Annotated in this window: 15 protein-coding genes; 7 read left to right on the top strand and 8 right to left on the bottom strand. The window is 64.5% G+C overall.

Features of this window, described 5'->3' with window-relative positions; all coding sequences use genetic code 11:
• Positions 1 to 84: 84 nt before the first annotated feature.
• The gene (locus tag VQ071_RS02245) at positions 85 to 1332 is read right to left on the bottom strand and encodes an MFS transporter (protein WP_340512211.1); all 1248 of its coding nucleotides are present in this window, start codon (positions 1330 to 1332) and stop codon (positions 85 to 87) included.
• Between the two features lie 210 nt (positions 1333 to 1542).
• Here VQ071_RS02245 and VQ071_RS02240 point away from each other — a divergent pair, with 210 nt between their 5' ends.
• A complete protein-coding gene (locus tag VQ071_RS02240; RefSeq protein WP_340512210.1) occupies positions 1543 to 2145 on the top strand; it encodes a TlpA family protein disulfide reductase in 603 nt (200 codons plus the stop codon).
• Positions 2146 to 2291: 146 nt separating this feature from the next.
• Entirely contained in the window at positions 2292 to 3287 is a 996-nt protein-coding gene (locus VQ071_RS02235) for an acrylyl-CoA reductase family protein (RefSeq protein WP_340512209.1), read from the top strand.
• Positions 3288 to 3380: 93 nt separating this feature from the next.
• Here the strand turns inward: VQ071_RS02235 and VQ071_RS02230 are convergent, their stop codons facing one another.
• Positions 3381 to 4073 (bottom strand): queuosine precursor transporter, encoded by a 693-nt coding sequence (locus VQ071_RS02230; protein ID WP_340512208.1) that lies wholly within the window; start codon positions 4071 to 4073, stop codon positions 3381 to 3383.
• A gap of 568 nt (positions 4074 to 4641) precedes the next feature.
• A complete protein-coding gene (locus tag VQ071_RS02225) occupies positions 4642 to 7455 on the bottom strand; it encodes an S-layer homology domain-containing protein (RefSeq protein ID WP_340512207.1) in 2814 nt (937 codons plus the stop codon).
• 153 nt (positions 7456 to 7608) lie between these two features.
• Between VQ071_RS02225 and VQ071_RS02220 the strand changes: the two genes are divergently transcribed.
• From VQ071_RS02220 to VQ071_RS02210, 3 genes are all read left to right on the top strand, one after another.
• Complete coding sequence (locus VQ071_RS02220; protein ID WP_340512206.1) at positions 7609 to 10386, top strand: LuxR C-terminal-related transcriptional regulator; 2778 nt, start codon at positions 7609 to 7611, stop codon at positions 10384 to 10386.
• A gap of 518 nt (positions 10387 to 10904) precedes the next feature.
• Positions 10905 to 12221: a WD40/YVTN/BNR-like repeat-containing protein gene (locus VQ071_RS02215; RefSeq protein ID WP_340512205.1), complete on the top strand. Its 1317-nt coding sequence runs from the start codon at positions 10905 to 10907 to the stop codon at positions 12219 to 12221.
• A 39-nt stretch (positions 12222 to 12260) separates the two neighbouring features.
• On the top strand, positions 12261 to 12695 hold the full coding sequence (locus VQ071_RS02210) for an SRPBCC domain-containing protein (RefSeq protein WP_340512204.1): 435 nt from the start codon (positions 12261 to 12263) through the stop codon (positions 12693 to 12695).
• A 78-nt stretch (positions 12696 to 12773) separates the two neighbouring features.
• On the opposite strand, the gene VQ071_RS02205 is transcribed toward VQ071_RS02210, so the two are convergent.
• The 5 genes from VQ071_RS02205 to VQ071_RS02185 form a co-directional block, all read right to left on the bottom strand.
• Complete coding sequence (locus VQ071_RS02205) at positions 12774 to 13688, bottom strand: NAD(P)/FAD-dependent oxidoreductase (protein WP_340512203.1); 915 nt, start codon at positions 13686 to 13688, stop codon at positions 12774 to 12776.
• Positions 13685 to 14620, bottom strand: a complete 936-nt coding sequence (locus VQ071_RS02200; protein WP_340512202.1) for a class I SAM-dependent methyltransferase — start codon at positions 14618 to 14620, stop codon at positions 13685 to 13687. The genes VQ071_RS02205 and VQ071_RS02200 overlap by 4 nt, the downstream gene beginning before the upstream one ends.
• Before the next feature lie 101 nt (positions 14621 to 14721).
• Positions 14722 to 15123 (bottom strand): Rrf2 family transcriptional regulator, encoded by a 402-nt coding sequence (locus VQ071_RS02195; protein WP_340512201.1) that lies wholly within the window; start codon positions 15121 to 15123, stop codon positions 14722 to 14724.
• Positions 15124 to 15187: 64 nt separating this feature from the next.
• Positions 15188 to 15739 (bottom strand): signal peptidase II, encoded by a 552-nt coding sequence (gene lspA / locus VQ071_RS02190; protein ID WP_340512200.1) that lies wholly within the window; start codon positions 15737 to 15739, stop codon positions 15188 to 15190.
• Positions 15736 to 16191, bottom strand: coding sequence for a zinc-ribbon domain-containing protein (locus tag VQ071_RS02185; RefSeq protein ID WP_340512199.1), 456 nt, complete (start codon positions 16189 to 16191; stop codon positions 15736 to 15738). Before VQ071_RS02185 ends, lspA begins: the two co-directional genes overlap by 4 nt.
• A gap of 147 nt (positions 16192 to 16338) precedes the next feature.
• On the opposite strand from VQ071_RS02185, the gene VQ071_RS02180 reads away from it, so the two are divergent.
• Positions 16339 to 17442, top strand: coding sequence for a carbohydrate kinase (locus VQ071_RS02180; protein ID WP_340512198.1), 1104 nt, complete (start codon positions 16339 to 16341; stop codon positions 17440 to 17442).
• Positions 17443 to 17485: 43 nt separating this feature from the next.
• Positions 17486 to 18400, top strand: coding sequence for a pseudouridine-5'-phosphate glycosidase (locus VQ071_RS02175; RefSeq protein WP_340512378.1), 915 nt, complete (start codon positions 17486 to 17488; stop codon positions 18398 to 18400).
• Positions 18401 to 18720 lie beyond the last annotated feature (320 nt).

Genomic DNA, 18720 nt, shown 5'->3' with positions numbered 1-18720 from the left:
CCGCAGCATGCGGATGCGAGGGTGCTCTTGCGTTCGGCCAAGATGCGGCACCGCCAAGCCTGCGCAGGCGGCCGGCCGCAGCCGTCAGGCCGGGCGCCTGCGATCGGACGGCAGCAGCAGGGCGAGGAAGCCGACGACCGGCAAGATGCCGATCGTCCGCATCACCTCGGACATGCCGAACACGTCCGCGGCCTTGCCGAGCACGACGGCGCCGATGGCGCCCATGCCGAAGGCAAGGCCTGTCGTGAGGCCGGAGGCCATGCCGACCTTCGTCGGCAGCAGATGCTGCGCGTAGACGACGGCGACGGAGAAGCCGGACAGCAGGATGAAGCCCATGATCGCGATGACCGGATAGACGGCCCAGAGCGGCAGATAAGGCAGCGCCAGCGAGAATGGAAGCGCGCCGACGATCGACAGCACGATCATTTTTTTCAGCCCGATCCGGTCCGCCATCACCCCGCCGAAGAAGGTGCCCGCCACGCCTGCGGCCAGGAACAGGAAGATCGGGATCTGGGCCGATTCCTTGGGCAGATGGTAATGGTCGATCAGGTAGAACTGATAGAAGCCGCTGATGCCCGAATGATACCACGAGCGGCCGAAGACGATGAAGACGAGCAGGGTCATCGCGAACAGCGCCCTCGGATGATTCGTCAGCTCCGCGACCGCTCCCCCGCCCGCTTTGCGCCTCGCGCTCGCCGCCTCGCTTTTTTCCCGCCATGCGGCCAGCTGCCCTTTGTACCACGGTATCAGCCACATGAGAGCCGCGATGGCCAGCCCCGCGAACAGGACGCCCCAGATCGCGCCGTGCTGGCCGAACGGGATGAAGATCGCCGCGGCCATGAGCGGCGCGAGCGAGCTGCCGGCATTGCCGCCGACCTGGTAGATCGACTGGGCGAGCCCCCGCTTGCCGCCGGCCGCGAAGTAGACGACGCGCGAGCCTTCCGGATGGAAGATGGAGGAGCCGAGACCGATGAACATGACCGCGACCAGCACGCTCCAGAACGCGGGCGCGAAGGCGATGCCCACCATCCCGATCAGGCTGAGGCACATGCCGAGCGGCAGAAGATACGGCCGTGCGGTCTTGTCCGTATAGGAGCCGACGACCGGCTGCATGACGGAGGAAGTCATATTGAGCGCGAACGTAATCCAGCCGACCTGCGCGAACGAGAGACTGAGCGACTTCTCGAGCACGGTGAACATCGCCGGGACGACGGCCTGCATCGAGTCGTTCATCATATGAACGAAGCTGATGCAGAGCAGCACGGGCATGACGGCGAGCGACGCGTCCTTGGCGCTGATCGGCCCGGCCCGGTTGGAGGCGCTTGATGCCATGAACAATTCCTTCTTTCGCATGATCCGATGATGACATTAAAGTTTAGAAGCGGATGACCGGCAAGTCAAGCAGAGAATATCGATCGGCCCTATCGGAAAAAGCTATCGCCCCCGCTCGGCTGCCGATTGGCAGGGATTGGCGGCGGCACAAGCGGACATATTGACTATAGAGAGTAGAGATGTCTATCCGACTTGCAAAGGAGCCCGAACGTGACCAAGCAATTGATGCGGGATTGGATCGTGCTGGCCGTCTTCGTGACTGCGGCGGTCGCCCTGCTGCTCTTCCATCGCGCGCCCGGCCAAGCCGCCTCGTCCGGCCACACCGTACAGATCGAAGCCGCCGCCGGCCGGCAGACCGGCGGCATCGCGCAAGCGGCCGCGTCCCGGGCCGCTGTCCCGGCCCCGGACTTCACGCTCGAGGCGCTCGACGGGACTTCGTACTCGCTCGCCCAATTCCGCGGCAAGCCCGTCGTCCTGAACTTCTGGGCGTCCTGGTGCGGCCCGTGCCGCCAGGAAGCGCCCGCCCTCGTCAAGACCGCGGCCGATTACGGGGATCGCATCGTCGTGCTGGCCGTCAATCTGACCGCCTCCGACGACGAGTCGTCGGCACGCGCCTTCGCGGCCAGGCAGCGCTTCGAATTCCCCGTCCTGCTGGACCGGCTGGGCACCGTAGGCGAGCTGTACCGCATACGCCCGATCCCGACGACCTACTTCATCGATGCCCGCGGCGTCATCGCCGGGGAGGCGCTCGGCTCCCTCGGCGAGCAGGAATTCCGGCAGCGGATCGAAGCGCTCCTGCCGACCGCCGATTAGACCGTTCCCCGCCGCTATATCGCCTCAAATTCGCCGCTTTCTCTTCTCCCTCCCGCCGTTTTTTTACCGCCTCTCTTGCATCGCGCCTGCCATTGTTTAATATGAAGACATAAAGGCGGGCGTATGCCGCAGAGGAGGAAGCGAGAATGGAAAAGTACCTTGCTCTCGTCGCAAGGCAGGAAGGCGCAGAGGTGCGGACGGCGGTCGAGACGCTGGAGGCGCCGCCGCTGCAGGACGGCCAGGTTCGGATTCGCGTCGCTTGTTCGAGCGTCAACTTCAAGGATGCCCTGGCCGTCGATCCGCGCGGCCATGTCGTCAAGCATTACCCGCATGTGCCGGGCATCGATCTGGCCGGCAGCGTGGCGGCATCGAAGGACGCCCGCTTCAAGGAAGGCGATCGCGTGCTCGTGACCGGCTACGGCCTCGGGGTGTCCGTTCACGGCGGCTACGCCGAGCTGGCGACGGTGCCGGCCGACTGGGTCGTGCCGCTGCCCGGGGGATTGTCGGCGCGGGAGGCGATGGCGTTCGGTACGGCGGGCTTCACGTCCGCGCTGTCCGTGCTGCGGCTCGAGGAGGCCGGCCTCGCGCCGGATCAGGGTCCCGTGCTCGTCACCGGCGCGACCGGCGGCGTCGGCAGCGTGGCGGTATCGATGCTGGCCGGCCTCGGGTACGAGGTGGCGGCCAGCACGCGCCAGAGCGACGCGGATGCGCAGGCGCTCCTGCGCGGACTCGGCGCGCGCGAAGTGCTCGCGCCCGAGGCGCTGCGCATGCCGGAGGGCAAGGCGATCGCCCGCGAGCGCTGGGCGGGTGCCGTCGACCCGGTGGGCGGCCCGCTGCTGCGCGACGTGCTCGGCGCGGTCCGCTACGGCGGCGGCGTCGCGCTGAGCGGGTTCACGGGCGGCGCGGACTTCGCCGCCAACGTGTACCCGTTCATCCTGCGGGGCGTGCGGCTGCTCGGCATCGACTCGGTGCTCTGCCCGATGCCGGAGCGCCTGCGCGTCTGGCAGCGGATGGCCGGCGATCTGAAGCCCGCCGGCCTGCTTGACGCGATCGCGTCCGAGACGACGCTGGCGGAGCTGCCGGGCGCGCTCGCGGCGATCGCGCGCGGCGAGATGCGCGGGCGCGTCATCGTGACGCTGTAGCCGCGAGCCCGAGGCGGGAGTCCGCCTGCCGCCTCTAACGACGAAGCGCCCCGCCTTCGGCTTGTGTGCCGGAGCGGGGCGCTTCGTCTATATTTATCGTTCGTCCGCGAACTTGAAGCTGCGCGCCAGATAGATGACCGGCGTGGAAGCCGCGGAGATGACGAACTTGAGCACATAGGTCGTGATCGCAATCTCCCACCATACGTCCCACGGATAAATGCCGATGAACGCAATCGAGCAGAATACAAGCGTGTCGATCAGCTGGCTGAGTCCCGTGCTGCCGTTGTTGCGAATCCACAGCTGCGAGCGGTTCGGGTACGCGACCTTGAGGCGGCTGAAGATGCGGACGTCCAGGAATTGGCTGATAAAGTAGGCGCACAGACTGCCGAGCGCGATACGCGGCGTCAGGCCGAAGATCGTGTGCAGGGCCGCTTGCGCTTCTTGAGAAAAGTCGTCGCCCGCCGGCTTAAATACGAGCACCATCTGCATGATGATGAGCGACATGATCATCGTGAAGAAGCCGAACCAGACCGCCTTCCTCGCTTCCTTTTCCCCGTACTTCTCGTTCAGCAGGTCGGTCGTGAGGTAGATCGTGGCGTAGATCGTGTTGCCGAGCGTCATGACGATGCCGAAGATCTCGATCGTCTTGACGACCTGGATGTTGGCGAGCAGCGTCGCCGCGCCGATCCAGGCGTACAGTCCGTTCTTGCCGAGCAGGCGGTAGCAGACGAGGAACAGCGCGAAGTTGACCGCGACGAATCCCACGCCCCAGAGCAGATTGAACATATGAAGCCTCCTAGTTTTGATAACGCGGGAGTTTCCGAACCGCGGCCCCGTGTCCCGGGGCAATGTGTAACATTATAGCACAGGGTTGCGGAGGCGGAAGCATTAAAAAAAGGGCCGTCCCCGTCCGCCATGCAATGACGGAGGAACAGCCCGGTTCGTTCAACCGCCGATGCGCACAGGAAGTTGAGCGAGGCATGCGCTCGAGCGCCGGCCCCTCCTCCTCATGCACCATTTCGGTGCATCTCTCCCATCCGCCTGAGGCCGCGTGCTCAGGAGCAACTCCTCATGCACCTTTTCAGTGCATCTCTCCCCTCCGGCCGAGGCTGCGTGCTCAGGAGCGACTCCTCATGCACCTTTTCAGTGCATCTCTCCCCTCCGGCCGAGGCCGCGTGCTCAGGATCGACTCCTCATGCACCTTTTCGGTGCATCTCTCCCGTCCGGCCGAGGCCGCGTGCTCAGGAGCGACTCCTCATGCACCTTTTCAGTGCATCTCTCCCGTCCGCCCGAGGCCGCGTGCTCAGGAGCGACTCCTCATGCACCTTTTCGGTGCATCTCTCCCCTACTGGGACTATTGCTCCGAGCTTGACGACTCCTCCAGAGGCGCTTGATATGTGATTTCGTTGGATTCGCCGCTGTAATAGCCGCCGTTCACCTGAAGCCTGAAGCGATATTGCTTGCCCGGCTCCAAGCCGCTGATCGTGACGCTGTCCGTCGACCACTCCACGTTCTGCATCGGCCAATAAGTGAAGTAAAATTCTTCGAAATATTGCACGGAAGTTAAGAAGCTGCCTCGCGGCTCCGTGAAGACGAGCCGGACGCTCGTAGGGTCGCCGGTTCCTGACGGATCGACGGCGAGATCGTCGATCGGGCCGATATAATCGAATGGCAGGTCGATGGGCTCGGCGTCCATTTTGAACAATGCGTCCTGCTCCTCCGGCGCGTCGGCGTCGGCGATCCAAGCCTTAAGCTCAAGCGCTCGATCCACGGTCGATCTGCCGATATATACGCCATAGTTAATCGAAAAGTCGACGCCGTCTTCCAGCGAATACGGCAGCTCCGGATAATAACCGACGAAGCGGTCCGTCCCTTCTATCCGGTACATCGTGAACCAGTCATCGACGCCGGGATACCAATACTCGACACCCAGCTCGTCTTCATCGTACCCCGGCAGCGTCAGCTCGATGCCGTTCACCGCATTAGTCAATTTGAGGCCCAGATTTTGTATGCGGACCTCCACCTCAAGATAACTGCTGCCATAATCGGCCCGTAGCACCTTCAGCCGCACATCCGCCGACAGGCTGAAATGAATAACGGTCTTGCCTCCGGCCGCGTTCGTCGCCGTGAGCACGTAGAAGCCGATCTCGCTCAGCTCGGTTCCAAGCACGTAGTTGTCGATCGGTTCGCCATCCTTCGTCAGGACGACGGATTCGATATCCTCCGCCTCGCTTAGAGGCGTCACGGCTGCCGTGTAAGTTTCGTTATCTTTGACACCGTTAATGACGGGTCCGGGCGTCGGAGTTGGCTCCGCGCTTGGCGTCGGTGTCGGCGACGCGCTTGGCGTCGGTGTCGGCGAGACGCTTGGCGTCGGACTCGGCGACGCGCTTGGCGTCGGGCTCGGCTCCGCGCTTGGCGTCGGGCTCGGCGAGACGCTTGGCGTCGGTGTCGGCGACGCGCTTGGCGTCGGGCTCGGCGACGCGCTTGGCGTCGGTGTCGGCGACGCGCTTGGCGTCGGTGTCGGCGAGACGCTTGGCGTCGGTGTCGGCGAGACGCTTGGCGTCGGGCTCGGCGACGCGCTTGGCGTCGGTGTCGGCGAGGCGCTTGGCGTCGGGCTTGGCGACGCGCTTGGCGTCGGGCTCGGCGATGCGCTTGGCGTCGGTGTCGGCGACGCGCTTGGCGTCGGTGTCGGCGAGACGCTTGGCGTCGGGCTCGGCGATGCGCTTGGCGTCGGTGTCGGCGACGCGCTCGGCGTCGGGCTCGGCGACGCGCTTGGCGTCGGTGTCGGCGACGCGCTTGGCGTCGGTGTCGGCGAGACGCTTGGCGACGCGCTCGGCGTCGGTGTCGGCGAGGCGCTTGGCGTCGGTGTCGGCGACGCGCTTGGCGACGCGCTTGGCGTCGGTGTCGGCGACGCGCTTGGCGACGCGCCTGGCTCCTCGCTTGGCGCCGGCGTACCCGAAGGTGTCGCACTCGGACTCGGCGTCGCGCTCGGGGCAGGCGTAGGCGCCGGGCCGCTCGACGAGGAGCCGCCGCTTGAGCCCGCTGCCGGCTCGCCGGCCAGCAGGATGCCGTCCGCACGCTCCAGCTTGGCCGGCGCATGCTCGAACGACGAGCCCGATACGAGCAGGCGCGCAGCGCCGATCTTGCCCGGCCCGCTGACGGAGATAACCGCGTAGGCGGTCAAGCTGCCTACGTTCGCCCCCTCCGGCACGATCAGCAAGCCTTCCGTCCGGAACTCAAGCTGCGCGATCGATGTCCCGCCCGCGAGCACGAGACGCAGCTTGCCGACCAGCTTGTTCACGATGACGCTGCTCAGTATCGCGTCCGTCAGATGCACGCTATGTTCGCCGCCTCCCGCGACGTTAAGCGTGCCGCCGACGGTCACGCGATCGAGCTGCGCATCGCCTTCGCCGACCTCGGCGCCGATCGTCAGATCGCCGCGGACGAGCGTATTGCGCAGCGTCACGCCCGGCGCCGCGATCGCGACATTGCCAGCGATCTCCTGCGTGCCCTCAGCCGGTCCGTAGATGCCGGCCTTGTCATACACGGCCGTGCGCGTCCGTTCGCGCAGCGCCCAGGCCTTGTCCAGCGCCACGACGGCTTCGGCGCGCGTCATCGCCCGCGCAGGCCGGAAGGCGCCGTCCGGATAGCCGCCCAGCAGCTTCGAATAGACGGCCGCACCTACGGATGGCTTGCTCCACGGAGCGACCTCCGCAGCATCCGTGAACGCCGCCTCTTCTCCGGCGCTTGCCGTCAAGCCGTTCAGCTTGGCCAGCATGACTGCGGCTTCCTGGCGCGTGACCGTGCGAGCCGGGCGGATCGTGCCGTCCGGATAACCCGTCAGCATGCCGCTGCCGGCTGCCGCGTAGATCGCTCCGGCATACCAGCTTGCCGAAGGCACGTCCCCATAGCTTCCCGTCGCTCCGGGCTTCAGACCGAAAGACCGCACGGCCAGCGCGGCGAACTCCGCCCGCGTGATCGGCTGATCGGGCAGCAGCCGGCCGCCCGTTCCGCCCGCGAGCCAGCCTTTGCTCACCCACGCATTCAGCGTTTCCTGCGCCCAATGCGCTTGCGGTCCCGCCGCCGGCGCAGCGCTCGCCAACCCTGTGCCGAGCATAGACATGACGATGGCCGCAGCTCCGACTTTAACTCCTTTTCCCCACGTCAATGATGTTCATCCTCCCTGGCCTTCGGCCTGCTTAGATGCTCATCCTATCAGGACAGGACGGACGATTCGATTTACTTTCGTTAACTTTCGACAATTTCTTCCTGGAGGGATAATGCGCGCAGACGCCGAATCTTTTTTTATAAGTATAAAAAAATGTCGAATCGAGGAATGAACTTGCCTGCGGATATCATCCTGCGAACGAAAATACGTGTCCCGCCCGTCCGTCCCGGCGGCATCGTGCGCGAGCGGCTGCTGGACCGGCTGGAGCGGGCCGTCCAAGGCAGGCTGACGCAGCTCTCGGCGCCCGCCGGCTTCGGCAAGACAACCTTGCTCGCCCAATTCCTGACGGACCGGACCGAACCGGCGGCCTGGCTGTCGCTCGACGATACGGACAACGATCCGGCCAAGTTCTGGCGCTACTTCATCCACTCGCTGTCCGCCGCGATCCCCTCGCTCCCGGAGCGGGCGCTGCCGCTGCTGACCGCATATCCCAACGTGTCCCGCAAGACGCTGCTCGACATGCTCCTTCACGAGATCGAAGCTTATGCCTCCGGCACCGGCCGGCCGCTGTTGATCGTGCTTGACGACTATCACGCCATCCGTGACGAGGATATCCACGACAGTCTGAGCTATGTCGTCGATTATCTGCCCGAGGGCGCACATCTGTTGATCGCGAGCCGCGGGACAGCCCCTCTGAAGGTGGCGAAGTGGCGCGCGCGCGGACAGAGCAGCGAGATTACAGGCGGGGAATTGACCTTCACGGCGGATGAGACGCGCAGATTTTGCGAAAATACGGCCCAGCTCAGCCTGACGCCCGAGCAGATCGACCGGATCATGGCTTGGACGGAGGGCTGGGCGGCGATCGTGCAGATATTGTCCGTATCGCTGGGCGGCCGCGATCCCCGCGCGCTGGACCGGCTGCCGGGAGAGGCGATGGGCGGTCAGGACGATATTATGGCGTATTTGTCGGAGGAGGTGCTCACGCAGCTGCCGGACGAACTCCGCCGGTTTCTGCTCGATACATGCGTGCCCGACCGGTTCAATACGGACATCTGCAATGCGCTGACGGGCCGCTCCGACGGCGGTCTCGTGCTGGATGAATTGCGCAGGCGCAATCTGTTCTTGATCCCGCTGGACGATACGGGCACCTGGTACAGGTACCATCATATATTCCGGGACTTCCTCAGGCGCCATCTGCTGCGTCACGATCCCGAGCGCGCACGGCTGCTCGCGCGGACCGCGGCGCTGCGCCTGGACGAGCTGGGGCTGCAGGACGAGGCGATGGAGCAGATCATTCGGAGCGGCAATGACGAGCTGGCGTGCGACCTGCTGCAGCGTCATCTGTTCAAGGCGCTCGGTCGCGGCGAGTTCGCCACGCTGCTGCGCTGGATGCAGGCGATCTCCCCGGCTGCGCTGCCTGCCGAGCTTCATCTGCTGCGCGCGTTCGCTCTCGTCGTCACCGGTCAGTATCCGGCGGCCGAAGAGGCGCTGGTGTCACTCGAGCAGGACATTCAGGCGCTCCCTGCGGACGACAGGCGCGAGGCGCTGCAGAGCGGACTGTTTTTCGTAAAAGTAAACTATGCCTTCTCGACCGGCAACTACGAGCAGTGGCTGCAATATGCGGACCGCATACCCGATATGCTGCCGGAGAGCCCGCTTTTCTACAATTTGAATTACAACCGCAGCGAGCCGCTGGTCAGGCGCACGCCGTTCGGCCTGCACGGCGCGATCCCGCCGAATACGAACGTCATCGCGCTGCGCATGGTCGATATCATGAATGCGCACGGCTGGAAGCAATCGCTGTTCACGCAGTATGTGCTGCAGTCCGTAGCAGAAGGATATTACGAATGGGACCGGCTGGCCGAGGCGGAGGCGCTGCTCCGGGAGATCGAGGCTATCGCCTACCAGAAGCGCTGCGCCGGATTGTACGTGCCCAACAGAATCACGTTGGCTCGTGTGCTGCAAGCCCGCGGGCGAGGCGCCGAAGCTCGCGCCGTGCTCCAGGCGGCGTCGGAGACCGCCGTCTCGTGGGGGGAGCCGCACTGGTCCGCGCCGCTCGCGGCGTACGAAGCCCGCTTCGCGCTGGCAGAGGGCAATCTGAGCGGCGCCGAGCGGCTGCTGAAGGGGACCGGTGTCGCGGCTTCCGATGCGCCCTCGCTGTACCGGGAGACGGAGTACATGACGCTGGTCCGGCTGCTGGGCGCCCGGCGCAAAGAAAAGGAAGCGCTGAAGCTGCTGGAAGGGCTCGCCGCGCTGGGCGAGCGGGAGCGGAGCCTCATCACGGCGGTCGACACCGCAGTCCTCGGCGCGCTGCTCGAGAAGCAGCGCGGCAGAAAGTCCGCAGCGCTGGACCGGCTGCACCGGGCGCTCGCCGCCGGAGCGGGCAGCGGCTACGTGCGCAGCTTCGCGGACGAAGGCAAGCCGATGCTCGCGCTGCTGCGGGAATATCGCGTTCAGCGGCTGGGTGGCGGTAGCGCCGGACGCGATGATGTCGTGCCAGGCGGCGAAGCGCTCGCTGGCGGCGGACCGGGAGGCGCGGTGCCGGAGGGCGTGCAGCGGCGGGCAGGCGGCGGGGCCGATGACGGTCCGAGCGGCGAGACGCTCGCGGACGGCGGACCCGGAGGCGCGGTGCCGGCAGCCTACGTGGACGGCCTGATCGCGAGGCTGGAGTCGGAGCTGCACGCGGCGGACGCGACGAACTCCGGTGAAGCTGATCCCGATCGCGAACGGCTGATCGAGCCGCTCACGGACAAGGAGCTGGCCCTGCTCCAGGAGCTCGAACGAGGCGCGCCCAACCGCGAGCTGGCGGCCAAGCTCCAACTGACCGAAGGCACGGTCAAGGTGTATCTCAGCCGCGTATACGCCAAGCTGGGCGTATCCTCGCGCACACAGGCGCTGAGCAGAGCGCGCGAGCTGGGTTTGCTCGATTGACGTCCACACTTCACAGCCACAGTACTTCTCTCGAGCCCAACTGTCGACGTACGTCCACATTTCACAGCCACAGTACCTCTCTCGGGCCCAACTGTCGACGTACGTCCACACTTCGCAGCCACGGTGCCTCTCTTGAGCCCAACTGTCGACGTACGTCCACACTTCGCAGCCACGGTGCCTCTCTTGAGCCCAACTGTTGACGTACGTCCACACTTTACATCCACAGTGCCTCTCTCGAGCCCAACTGTCGACGTACGTCCACACTTCACAGCCACGGTGCCTCTCTCAAGCCCAACTGTTGACGTACGTCCACACTTCACAGCCGGAAACGACTCCCTCCAGCCAAATACTGTCGATTGGAAGCACATCCGCGCCATCACGGGACTCCCCAAGCCAACTACTGTCGACGGAAAACACATCCGTTACCTCCGCAAATGTCAACCTCTTCGCGACGCGGTTCGTCTAACTTCATGAAGGTTAAACTAATACGACAGCCAGAGGAAACGGAGGACAACCTTATGATGAACAGAATGATGAACAAAAAGTGGCTAACGCTGACGTTGGCCTCTTCCCTATTCGCGGCCGCGCTGGCCGGATGCAGCCAGAGCGGCAACGCGCAAACATCCGGCGGGACGGCGCCGGCGCCGGCTTCGGCCACGACTTCCGCTGCAGCTACCGACACGGCCTCGGCTTCTGCCGCGCCGACGGCGGATGCCACCGCCCCCGGCGCATCGTCCGCAACCGCATCCGCCAGCACGCAGACTGCCTCGGCGGAACCAAGCTCCGCCCCTACCGCCCAGGCATCGTCGAACCCGCAGACCGTCTCCCTCGGCACGCCGTCCGCGCTCCGGATGGCCAGCTTCAAGAGCGGCTGGGTCGGCGGGGAAGGCTGGATCGCCAGAACCGACGACAGCGGCAAGACCTGGCAGACGCAGTACACGTCCAACCACGCCGTCGTTCAAATCTTCGCCCTGAACGAACAAAAAGCATGGGCCACGCTGGACACCGGCGATTCCAAGTCGCTGCAGCTCGTCAAAACAACGAACGGCGGCAAATCCTGGAGCGACGCCGGGAAGGTACCGAGCCATGCGTTCCTTCACTTCGTCAGCGATACCGAGGCCTTCAGCGGCGAATGGATGACCAGCGACGGCGGCGCCAAGTGGACGCAGCTGTCCGTACCGAAGGACGTGGTCGGAGATGTGTACTATCATGACCGCAGCAACGGCTGGGCAGTCACCCAGACGGCGGGCAAGAAGTTCACCTTCCTGCGCACGACGGACGGCGGCAAGAACTGGAAGCCCGTCTACTCCAGGGCGCTCGAAGGCCCGATCAACGGCGCGGTGATCCGCTCCGCAGGCAAAAACGACGCCTGGATCGAGCTGATCGGCGATTCCGGCATGACGCAGACGTCTTATTCGCTGTTCCACACGTCGGACGGCGGCAAGAGCTGGCTGCCCGTCGTCGCCAACAACACGGCCGGCGCAGGTCCTGCCCCCGGCTTCAAGATGAACGACAAAAACCTGCACACCAACACCGGCAACTCGCCCGGCACCTTGTACGTCGTGGACACGAAGACCGCGTTCCTCGGCGGCCAGTGCCAAGCCTGCGACAATCCCAATACGCTCGGGCATACGACCGACGGCGGCAAGACTTGGGTGAATGCCAAGCCGGAGCTGCCGGGCTACGGCACGCAGCTTATCGCCGCGGCGGACGCGAAGCAGGTATGGTGGATTCTGACGGGCAACGAGCAGCCGGCCGTCATGTACACGTCGCAGGACAGCGGCGCGCACTGGACCAAGACGCATGCGTTTGCCAAGCCGAAGCAGCAGTCGTAATATGAAGGCAGGATGAATGACCCATGGGAGGCGCCTGTCATGCACAACGTATCGAAGATGAGGATTAACAAGCCTGCCTGCGACGTGTTCGAAGCGTTCGTCGACCCCGCGCAGATCGGCCATTTCTGGTTCTCGTCGGGCGACGCGCGCTGGGAGGCGGGCAGGACGATCAAGCTTCGTTACGAGGAATACGATGCGGACGGCGAGATTGAGGTCATCGAGATCGTCGAAAATGAAAAGATCGTATTCGCATGGCATTACGGCGAGGATAAGCACACTGTCGCGATCATCCTGACCGTGCCGGAGACAGGAAGCACCGTCGTCGAGATCGTCGAGGACGGCTTCAAGGACAGCGGCGAAGGCTGGCTGGCGCTGCTCGTCGACAACAAGGAGGGCTGGGTCTACATGCTGACCTGCCTGAAGGCTTATCTGGAATTCGGCATCTCGGGACTCAGAGCGGCATTGGTCAAATAGCCAAATAGCCCTCGCCTATGACTTGCCCCAATACGCACAGCAGCTCGGGACCTGACGTCCCGGGCTGCTGCTGTTTTTTTATTGCCAATCGCGCTGCCAGGCCTCCTGGTTCAGCTCGATGTTGATCGCCGCGGCGCACATCGTGCCCGAGGCGGCGGCCACGATCGCCTGGGGCGTCTTCGCCGCCCCGTCCCCGGCGGCATAGATGCCGGCTACGCCGGAACGGCCCATCTCGTCGACTGCGACGCCGCCCATATCCGAGACGGCGCAGCCGAGCGCCTGCGGCAGGCCCGAGCCCGGCACCAGCTCGGGCTTGAAGAAGATGCCCGTACACGGCAGCGCCGTGCCGTCCTCCAGCACGATCTGCCGCACCCGGCCGTCGCTGGAATCGATGCGGCGGATAGGCGTGTCGTACAGCGGTATACCGTGACGGCGCAGGTCCTCCCGCTGGCTCTCGCCCAGCTCGTCCGGGCCGTTCGTGCAGACGACGAACCGGCGGGTCCAGCCCGACAGCAGCGGCGCGAAATGCATCAGCGCCGCCCCGCTGCTGATGACGGCCAGCGGCTGGTCCCTCAGCTCCCAGCCGTCGCAATACGGACAGACGAACGCACTCTTGCCGTATACCTCGGCCAGGCCGGGAATGCCCAGCGGCCGGTCCTTCAGGCCGACGGCGAACAGCAGCTTGCGGGCCGCGAGCTTCCTCCCCCGCTCCGTCTCCAGCCTGAAGTCGCCGTCCTCGCCCGCAATCGACACCACCGTATCCTCCGTCAGCTGCACGGACGGATAGGCGCCGATCTCTTCCTGCGCAATACGGCGCAGCTCGCCCGGCGGGATTCCGTCGCGCGTGAGGAATCCGTGCGCCTCGCGGGTCACCGCGTTGCGGGGGCGGCCCTCGTCGATGACGATGACTTGCTTCCTCGCGCGACCCAGCGTCAGCGCGGCGCTCAGGCCGGCCGGCCCGCCGCCGACAATCGCTACATCCAGCTTGCTCATGCGCCTGTTCCTCCTTCACTCGGATTTCCGGCCTGCAGCCGTTCCTCTCTGCTGTACATATGCTGGCTTTGCAGCCGGACGAGTACCTTGCCGAAGCGGCCCCCCTGGCGGATCGTCACGTTGTCCGACGGGTAATTGCTGTCCAGATGCGCCGACACGGCAGCACGCACCCGGTCGTCGACGGACAGGCCGTAGATGCCGAGCCATTTGACCGTATCCTCGAACGCCTCTTCCCTGGTGAGCGTCGTCGTCTTCATCTCCCGGGTGACGAGCGATTGATAGGCATATCCCTTGAGCAGCAGCAGTTGGGTCAGATACACCATCTCCATATGCGATACCTTGCGGGGACGATCGGCGACGAGCGGCCACACTTCGTCCACCAGGCTATGCTCCTGGGAGCCTACCGGCAGGCTCATGTAGCAGTATTGCTTCGCGCAGCCGAGCACCCGCTCGACGCTGGCCCAGTCGACCAGCACCGGACACATCGAGACGAAGACAAGATCGAACGCTTCGTTCCAGCCCATTGCGTTCAGATCGATATCCTCGAACGGTTGGTGCACCACTTCGACGCTGCCGCCAGTCAGGTTTGCGCTGTTTTTATACAGCAGCTCGACCTGCGGAGGCGAAGTCTCGATTGCCGTGACCGCCGCCCCCCGCTCGGCGAACGGTACGGAGAAGCCGCCGGAGGCCGCCCCGATGTCCAGTATGGACGATCCGGCGAACTTGACGCCCTGATCCTCCAGCCAGTCCATAATCCGCCTGGCTCTCCGTCTGCCCTGCTCGCTGAACACCTCCGCATTAAACGTCTCGGCCTTCGCATCGAACGAACGCGCCGGGTCAATGCCGGCCCGCTTCATCTTGTTGACGCCGGTTTCCCGGTCCTCCTCCCACGCCTTTTCCCACAATGCGGTCTCAAATAATGGATTGGTCATCGCACAGCTCTCCTTTTCGTCGCCTGAATTAGTTTGGCCGCCTGCACGGCTTTAAAAGACTTTAAGGATACTAGTTATCTATAATAAAGCCAAAAAAACGCTTAATGCATCAAATTCAACTCCTTCGCCAGATCCGCCAGTTTCTGCTCCCGCAGATACGTCTCCATTTTCTCTTCCGCGGCCGTGACCACCCTTTGAATCAGACATTCCGGTCCGTGGTCCAGACTGCAGTCGAACAAGGAGGCGGAGCCTTCGATCGCATGAATAATATCGAGGAACGAGATGTTCTCCCAATCCCGCTTGAGCCGGTAGCCGCCGTTGACCCCGGTCGTCGATTCGATCATGCCCGCCTTGACCAGCTTGGTCAATATTTTGGACAGATAGGTCGGCGAGACATGCTGCCGCTCCGCCAGCTGCTGCACCCCGATCGTGGTGCGGGGTGTCGCCGCCGCGAGAAACATCATCGTATGGAGCGCATAATCGGTTGCCTTGGAATATCTCATCGTGCGATCACCGGCCTCAATTACAGACTTTATGAGTCTACAATAGCGTTAATTCCGCCCGGCGTCAAGGCTTGCGGCGGCCGGCCATCAGCAGCCCGGCCACGCCCAACAGCACGCCGATATTGATCGCGAGATCGGCCAGGTTCATGATGCCCCGGCTGCCCGACCAGTCGAGGAAGTCCGTCACCTGCGCGAACAGCAGGCGGTCGATCGCATTGCCGACGGCGCCGCCGGCGAAGAAGCCGGCCCCGGCTGCCAGCCAGGCGTTGTCGAGCTTGCCCCGCCGCAGCGCGTAGATCATCCAGACGACGACCGCGATCGCGATCGGGATGAATATCCGGCCCAGCCCTTCGAACGAGCCGCCGGCGGCGCCCGTGTTCTCGATGTGCGTGAATTGCAGCACGCCCGGCCAGAAGGCCTCGCTGTCGCCGATCGGCAGCAGCCGGCGCACCGCGATCTTGGACAGCTGATCGATGGCGATGACAGCGAATAGGACAACATAAGCAATGCGGGAGAGACGTCGCCTCAAGCGCGCATCCGCAGGCTTGGCAGAACCGGCCAAGGCTTCTTCATCGGCAGCCGTCCCGGTCATGTCACGGGCAGTCGACTCGATCATGGCTTCATCTCCAGTTCCTTGCCGCACTTGGGGCAATAGGCGTAGTCGGCGGAGCGGAGCGCCGTGCCGCAGTAAGGACAATAGCCTTGCGGCTGCTGCGCGTGCTCGCTCGCATCCGTGCGTATCCCCGCGGGTTCGCGGGAGCCGCCTCCCTGTCTCAGATCCCGTCCGCGGCGTCCGTAAGGGTCCGGCTCTTCGTCCGAATCCACAATATCGAAGAGCGACATCCGGTTGCGCCCGGTGGCGTTCTTGTAATGCATCACTGCCTGTACGATGCCCATGACGACGAAGACGACGCCGAACAGCGGGAAGACGATGCTGATCAGCGGAAACGGCGCATTCTTGGTCAGGTTAAAGGCCAAGATCGTCCAGATGATGCCGAATACGACCGATACGACGCTTCCTGCCGCTCCCATAGCTGACGGGCCTCTGCCCGGCTTGACGCTTTTCATGCCGATTCCTCCCCGTGTATGGTACTTCTTATACGTTTCCGGGGTATGAATCGTTGCGATCGGCGGCAGCCCAACCGGAGTTGACGCCATTTGGACATATGTTTATAATACAGACATAAGTTTATGAATCATTGAAAGGAGCTGCCTATGGACCGCGAGCAACAGATTCTGTCGTTCATCCGGCGCAACCCCTTCGTCTCCCAGCAGGAGCTCGCGGACGCGATCGGCATCTCGCGCAGCGCCGTGGCGGGTTATGTCGCCGCGCTGACCCGCAAGGGCAGCATCCGCGGACGCGCCTATGTGCTGGCCGAGGAGGGCTCGGTGATCTGCATCGGCGGCGCCAACCTGGACAGCAAAGCCCGGGGCAAGCAGCCGCTGCGGCTCGGCGCCTCCAATCCGGTGTCGGTCACCGAGAGCTGCGGCGGCGTCGCACGCAATATTGCGGCCAATCTGGCGGCGCTGTCCGCGCATGTATCGCTGTTGACGGCCGTCGGCGACGACAAGGCCGGGCACTGGCTGCTGGAGCGAACGGCGAGCCAGGGCGTGGACATCGGCCCCTCCGTCTTCCTGAACGGCGAGAAGACGGGCAGCTACACCGCGCTCCTGAACGAGGACGGCGAGATGTTCGTCGCTTATGCGGATATGGACATCTACGAGCGGATCACGCCCGCCATGCTCCAGGAAAAGTGGCCGCATATCGCGGCCTCCAAGCTCGTCGTCGCCGACGCGAACCTGCCTGCGGACAGCCTGGCCTGGCTGGCGCGCCGCTGCGGCGAGGAAGCGATCGCGCTGTTCGTCGATCCAATCTCCCCGGAGAAGACCAAGAAGCTGCCGGAGCGGCTGGACGGCATCGCCGCGATCTTCCCCAATCTCGCCGAGGCCCGTCAACTGGCCGGCTTCGGCGAAGAACCGCCGCCGGCCGAGGGCGAGGCGGAGTGGGCCGAGCTCGCGCGCCTCATCCTGGCGCGCGGCGCGGGCCATGTGCTGATCACGCTCGGCAAGCATGGCGCTTATTGCGCCGGACCGGGAGGCGGCCGCCATCTGCCTGCGCTGCCGGTCCGGGTCGTCGACGTCACGGGTGCAGGAGATGCGTTCCTGGCGGGCGTCGCCTACGGCGTGCTGCGCGGCGAGAGCTACGACGATGCCTGCCGGTCCGGACTGGCCGCCGCCCGCATCGCATTGGAGACAGCCGACTCCTCCTCCGGCTATCTGAACGAAGAGCGGCTGGCCGAAGCCAGCCGGGAAGAATAATCCACACTTACACAAATCCAACTGACGGAAGGAAGCGATCCCCATCAACCGCTATCTGCAATTCACCAAGGAAGTCCAGGACGCCCTCAACGAAGGCAAGCCGATCGTCGCGCTGGAGACGACGATCATCTCCCACGGCATGCCGTATCCGCAGAACATCGAGATGGCCCGCAAGGTCGAAGACATCATCCGCGACAACGGCGCCGTTCCGGCGACGATCGGCCTCATGAACGGCCGCATCATGATCGGCCTGGACGCCGAAGGGCTCGAAGCGTTCGCCAATTCGCCGCAGGTGGAGAAGGTCAGCCGCCGCGACTTCGCGCACATCCTCGCCTCCGGCAAGATCGGCGCGACGACCGTGTCGGCCACGATGATCGGCGCCGCCATGGCCGGCATCGAAGTGTTCGCCACCGGCGGCATCGGCGGCGTCCACCGCGACGGCGAGAACAGCATGGACGTCTCCGCCGACCTGACGGAGCTCGCCCAGACCAATGTCGCCGTCGTCTGCGCGGGCGCCAAGTCCATCCTCGACATCGGCCGTACGCTCGAATACCTGGAGACGCAGGGCGTGCCCGTCGTCGGCTACAAGACGGACGAGTTCCCCTCCTTCTATGCCCGCGAGAGCGGCTTCGGCGTCGACTTCCGGCTCGATACGCCGGAGCAGGTCGCGGCCATGCTGCGCACGAAGTGGGAGCTGGGCCTCAAGGGCGGCTCGATCATCGCCAACCCGGTGCCGGCCGAATACGCCCAGCCCGCCGACAAGATGGAAGCCGTCATCCGCCAGGCACTCGGCGAAGCCCAGGACCAGCACATCACCGGCAAGCGCGTGACGCCGTTCCTGCTCGGCCGGATCAAGGAGTTGACCGGCGGCAGCAGCCTGGACACGAACATCCAGCTCGTGTATCACAACGCCAAGGTCGCGGCCGACATCGCCGTGGCGCTGAAGGCGAACAACTGATCCTTCCTTGGGATCGTGCCTTAAAAACAACCGTCAGGGCAACTCGGCCTGACGGTTGTTTCGTTGCGCTTACAGTTTGGCTGCCCGCTTCTGTAACCGCGTTTTTCTCGCTTGCAGCACGATTCGCCGCACCCGCTCCCCCTGCAACGTTGCTTTCCTCGCTTACAGCGGGCGCCCGCTCCAGTAACCGCGCTTTTCTCGCTTGCAGCACGATTCGCCGCACCCGCCACCTCTGTAACGTTGCTTTCCTCGCTTACAGCGAGCGCCCGCTCCTGTAACCGCGTTTTTCTCGCTTGCAGCGCGATCCGCCGCCCTCGCCA

Origin of the sequence: Cohnella sp. 56 (genome assembly GCF_037963805.1) — a bacterium.
Taxonomy (GTDB): Bacteria; Bacillota; Bacilli; order Paenibacillales; family Paenibacillaceae; genus Cohnella.
Note: the sequence above shows the minus strand (reverse complement) of the source record. Positions and strands in the feature narration are given on the sequence as shown.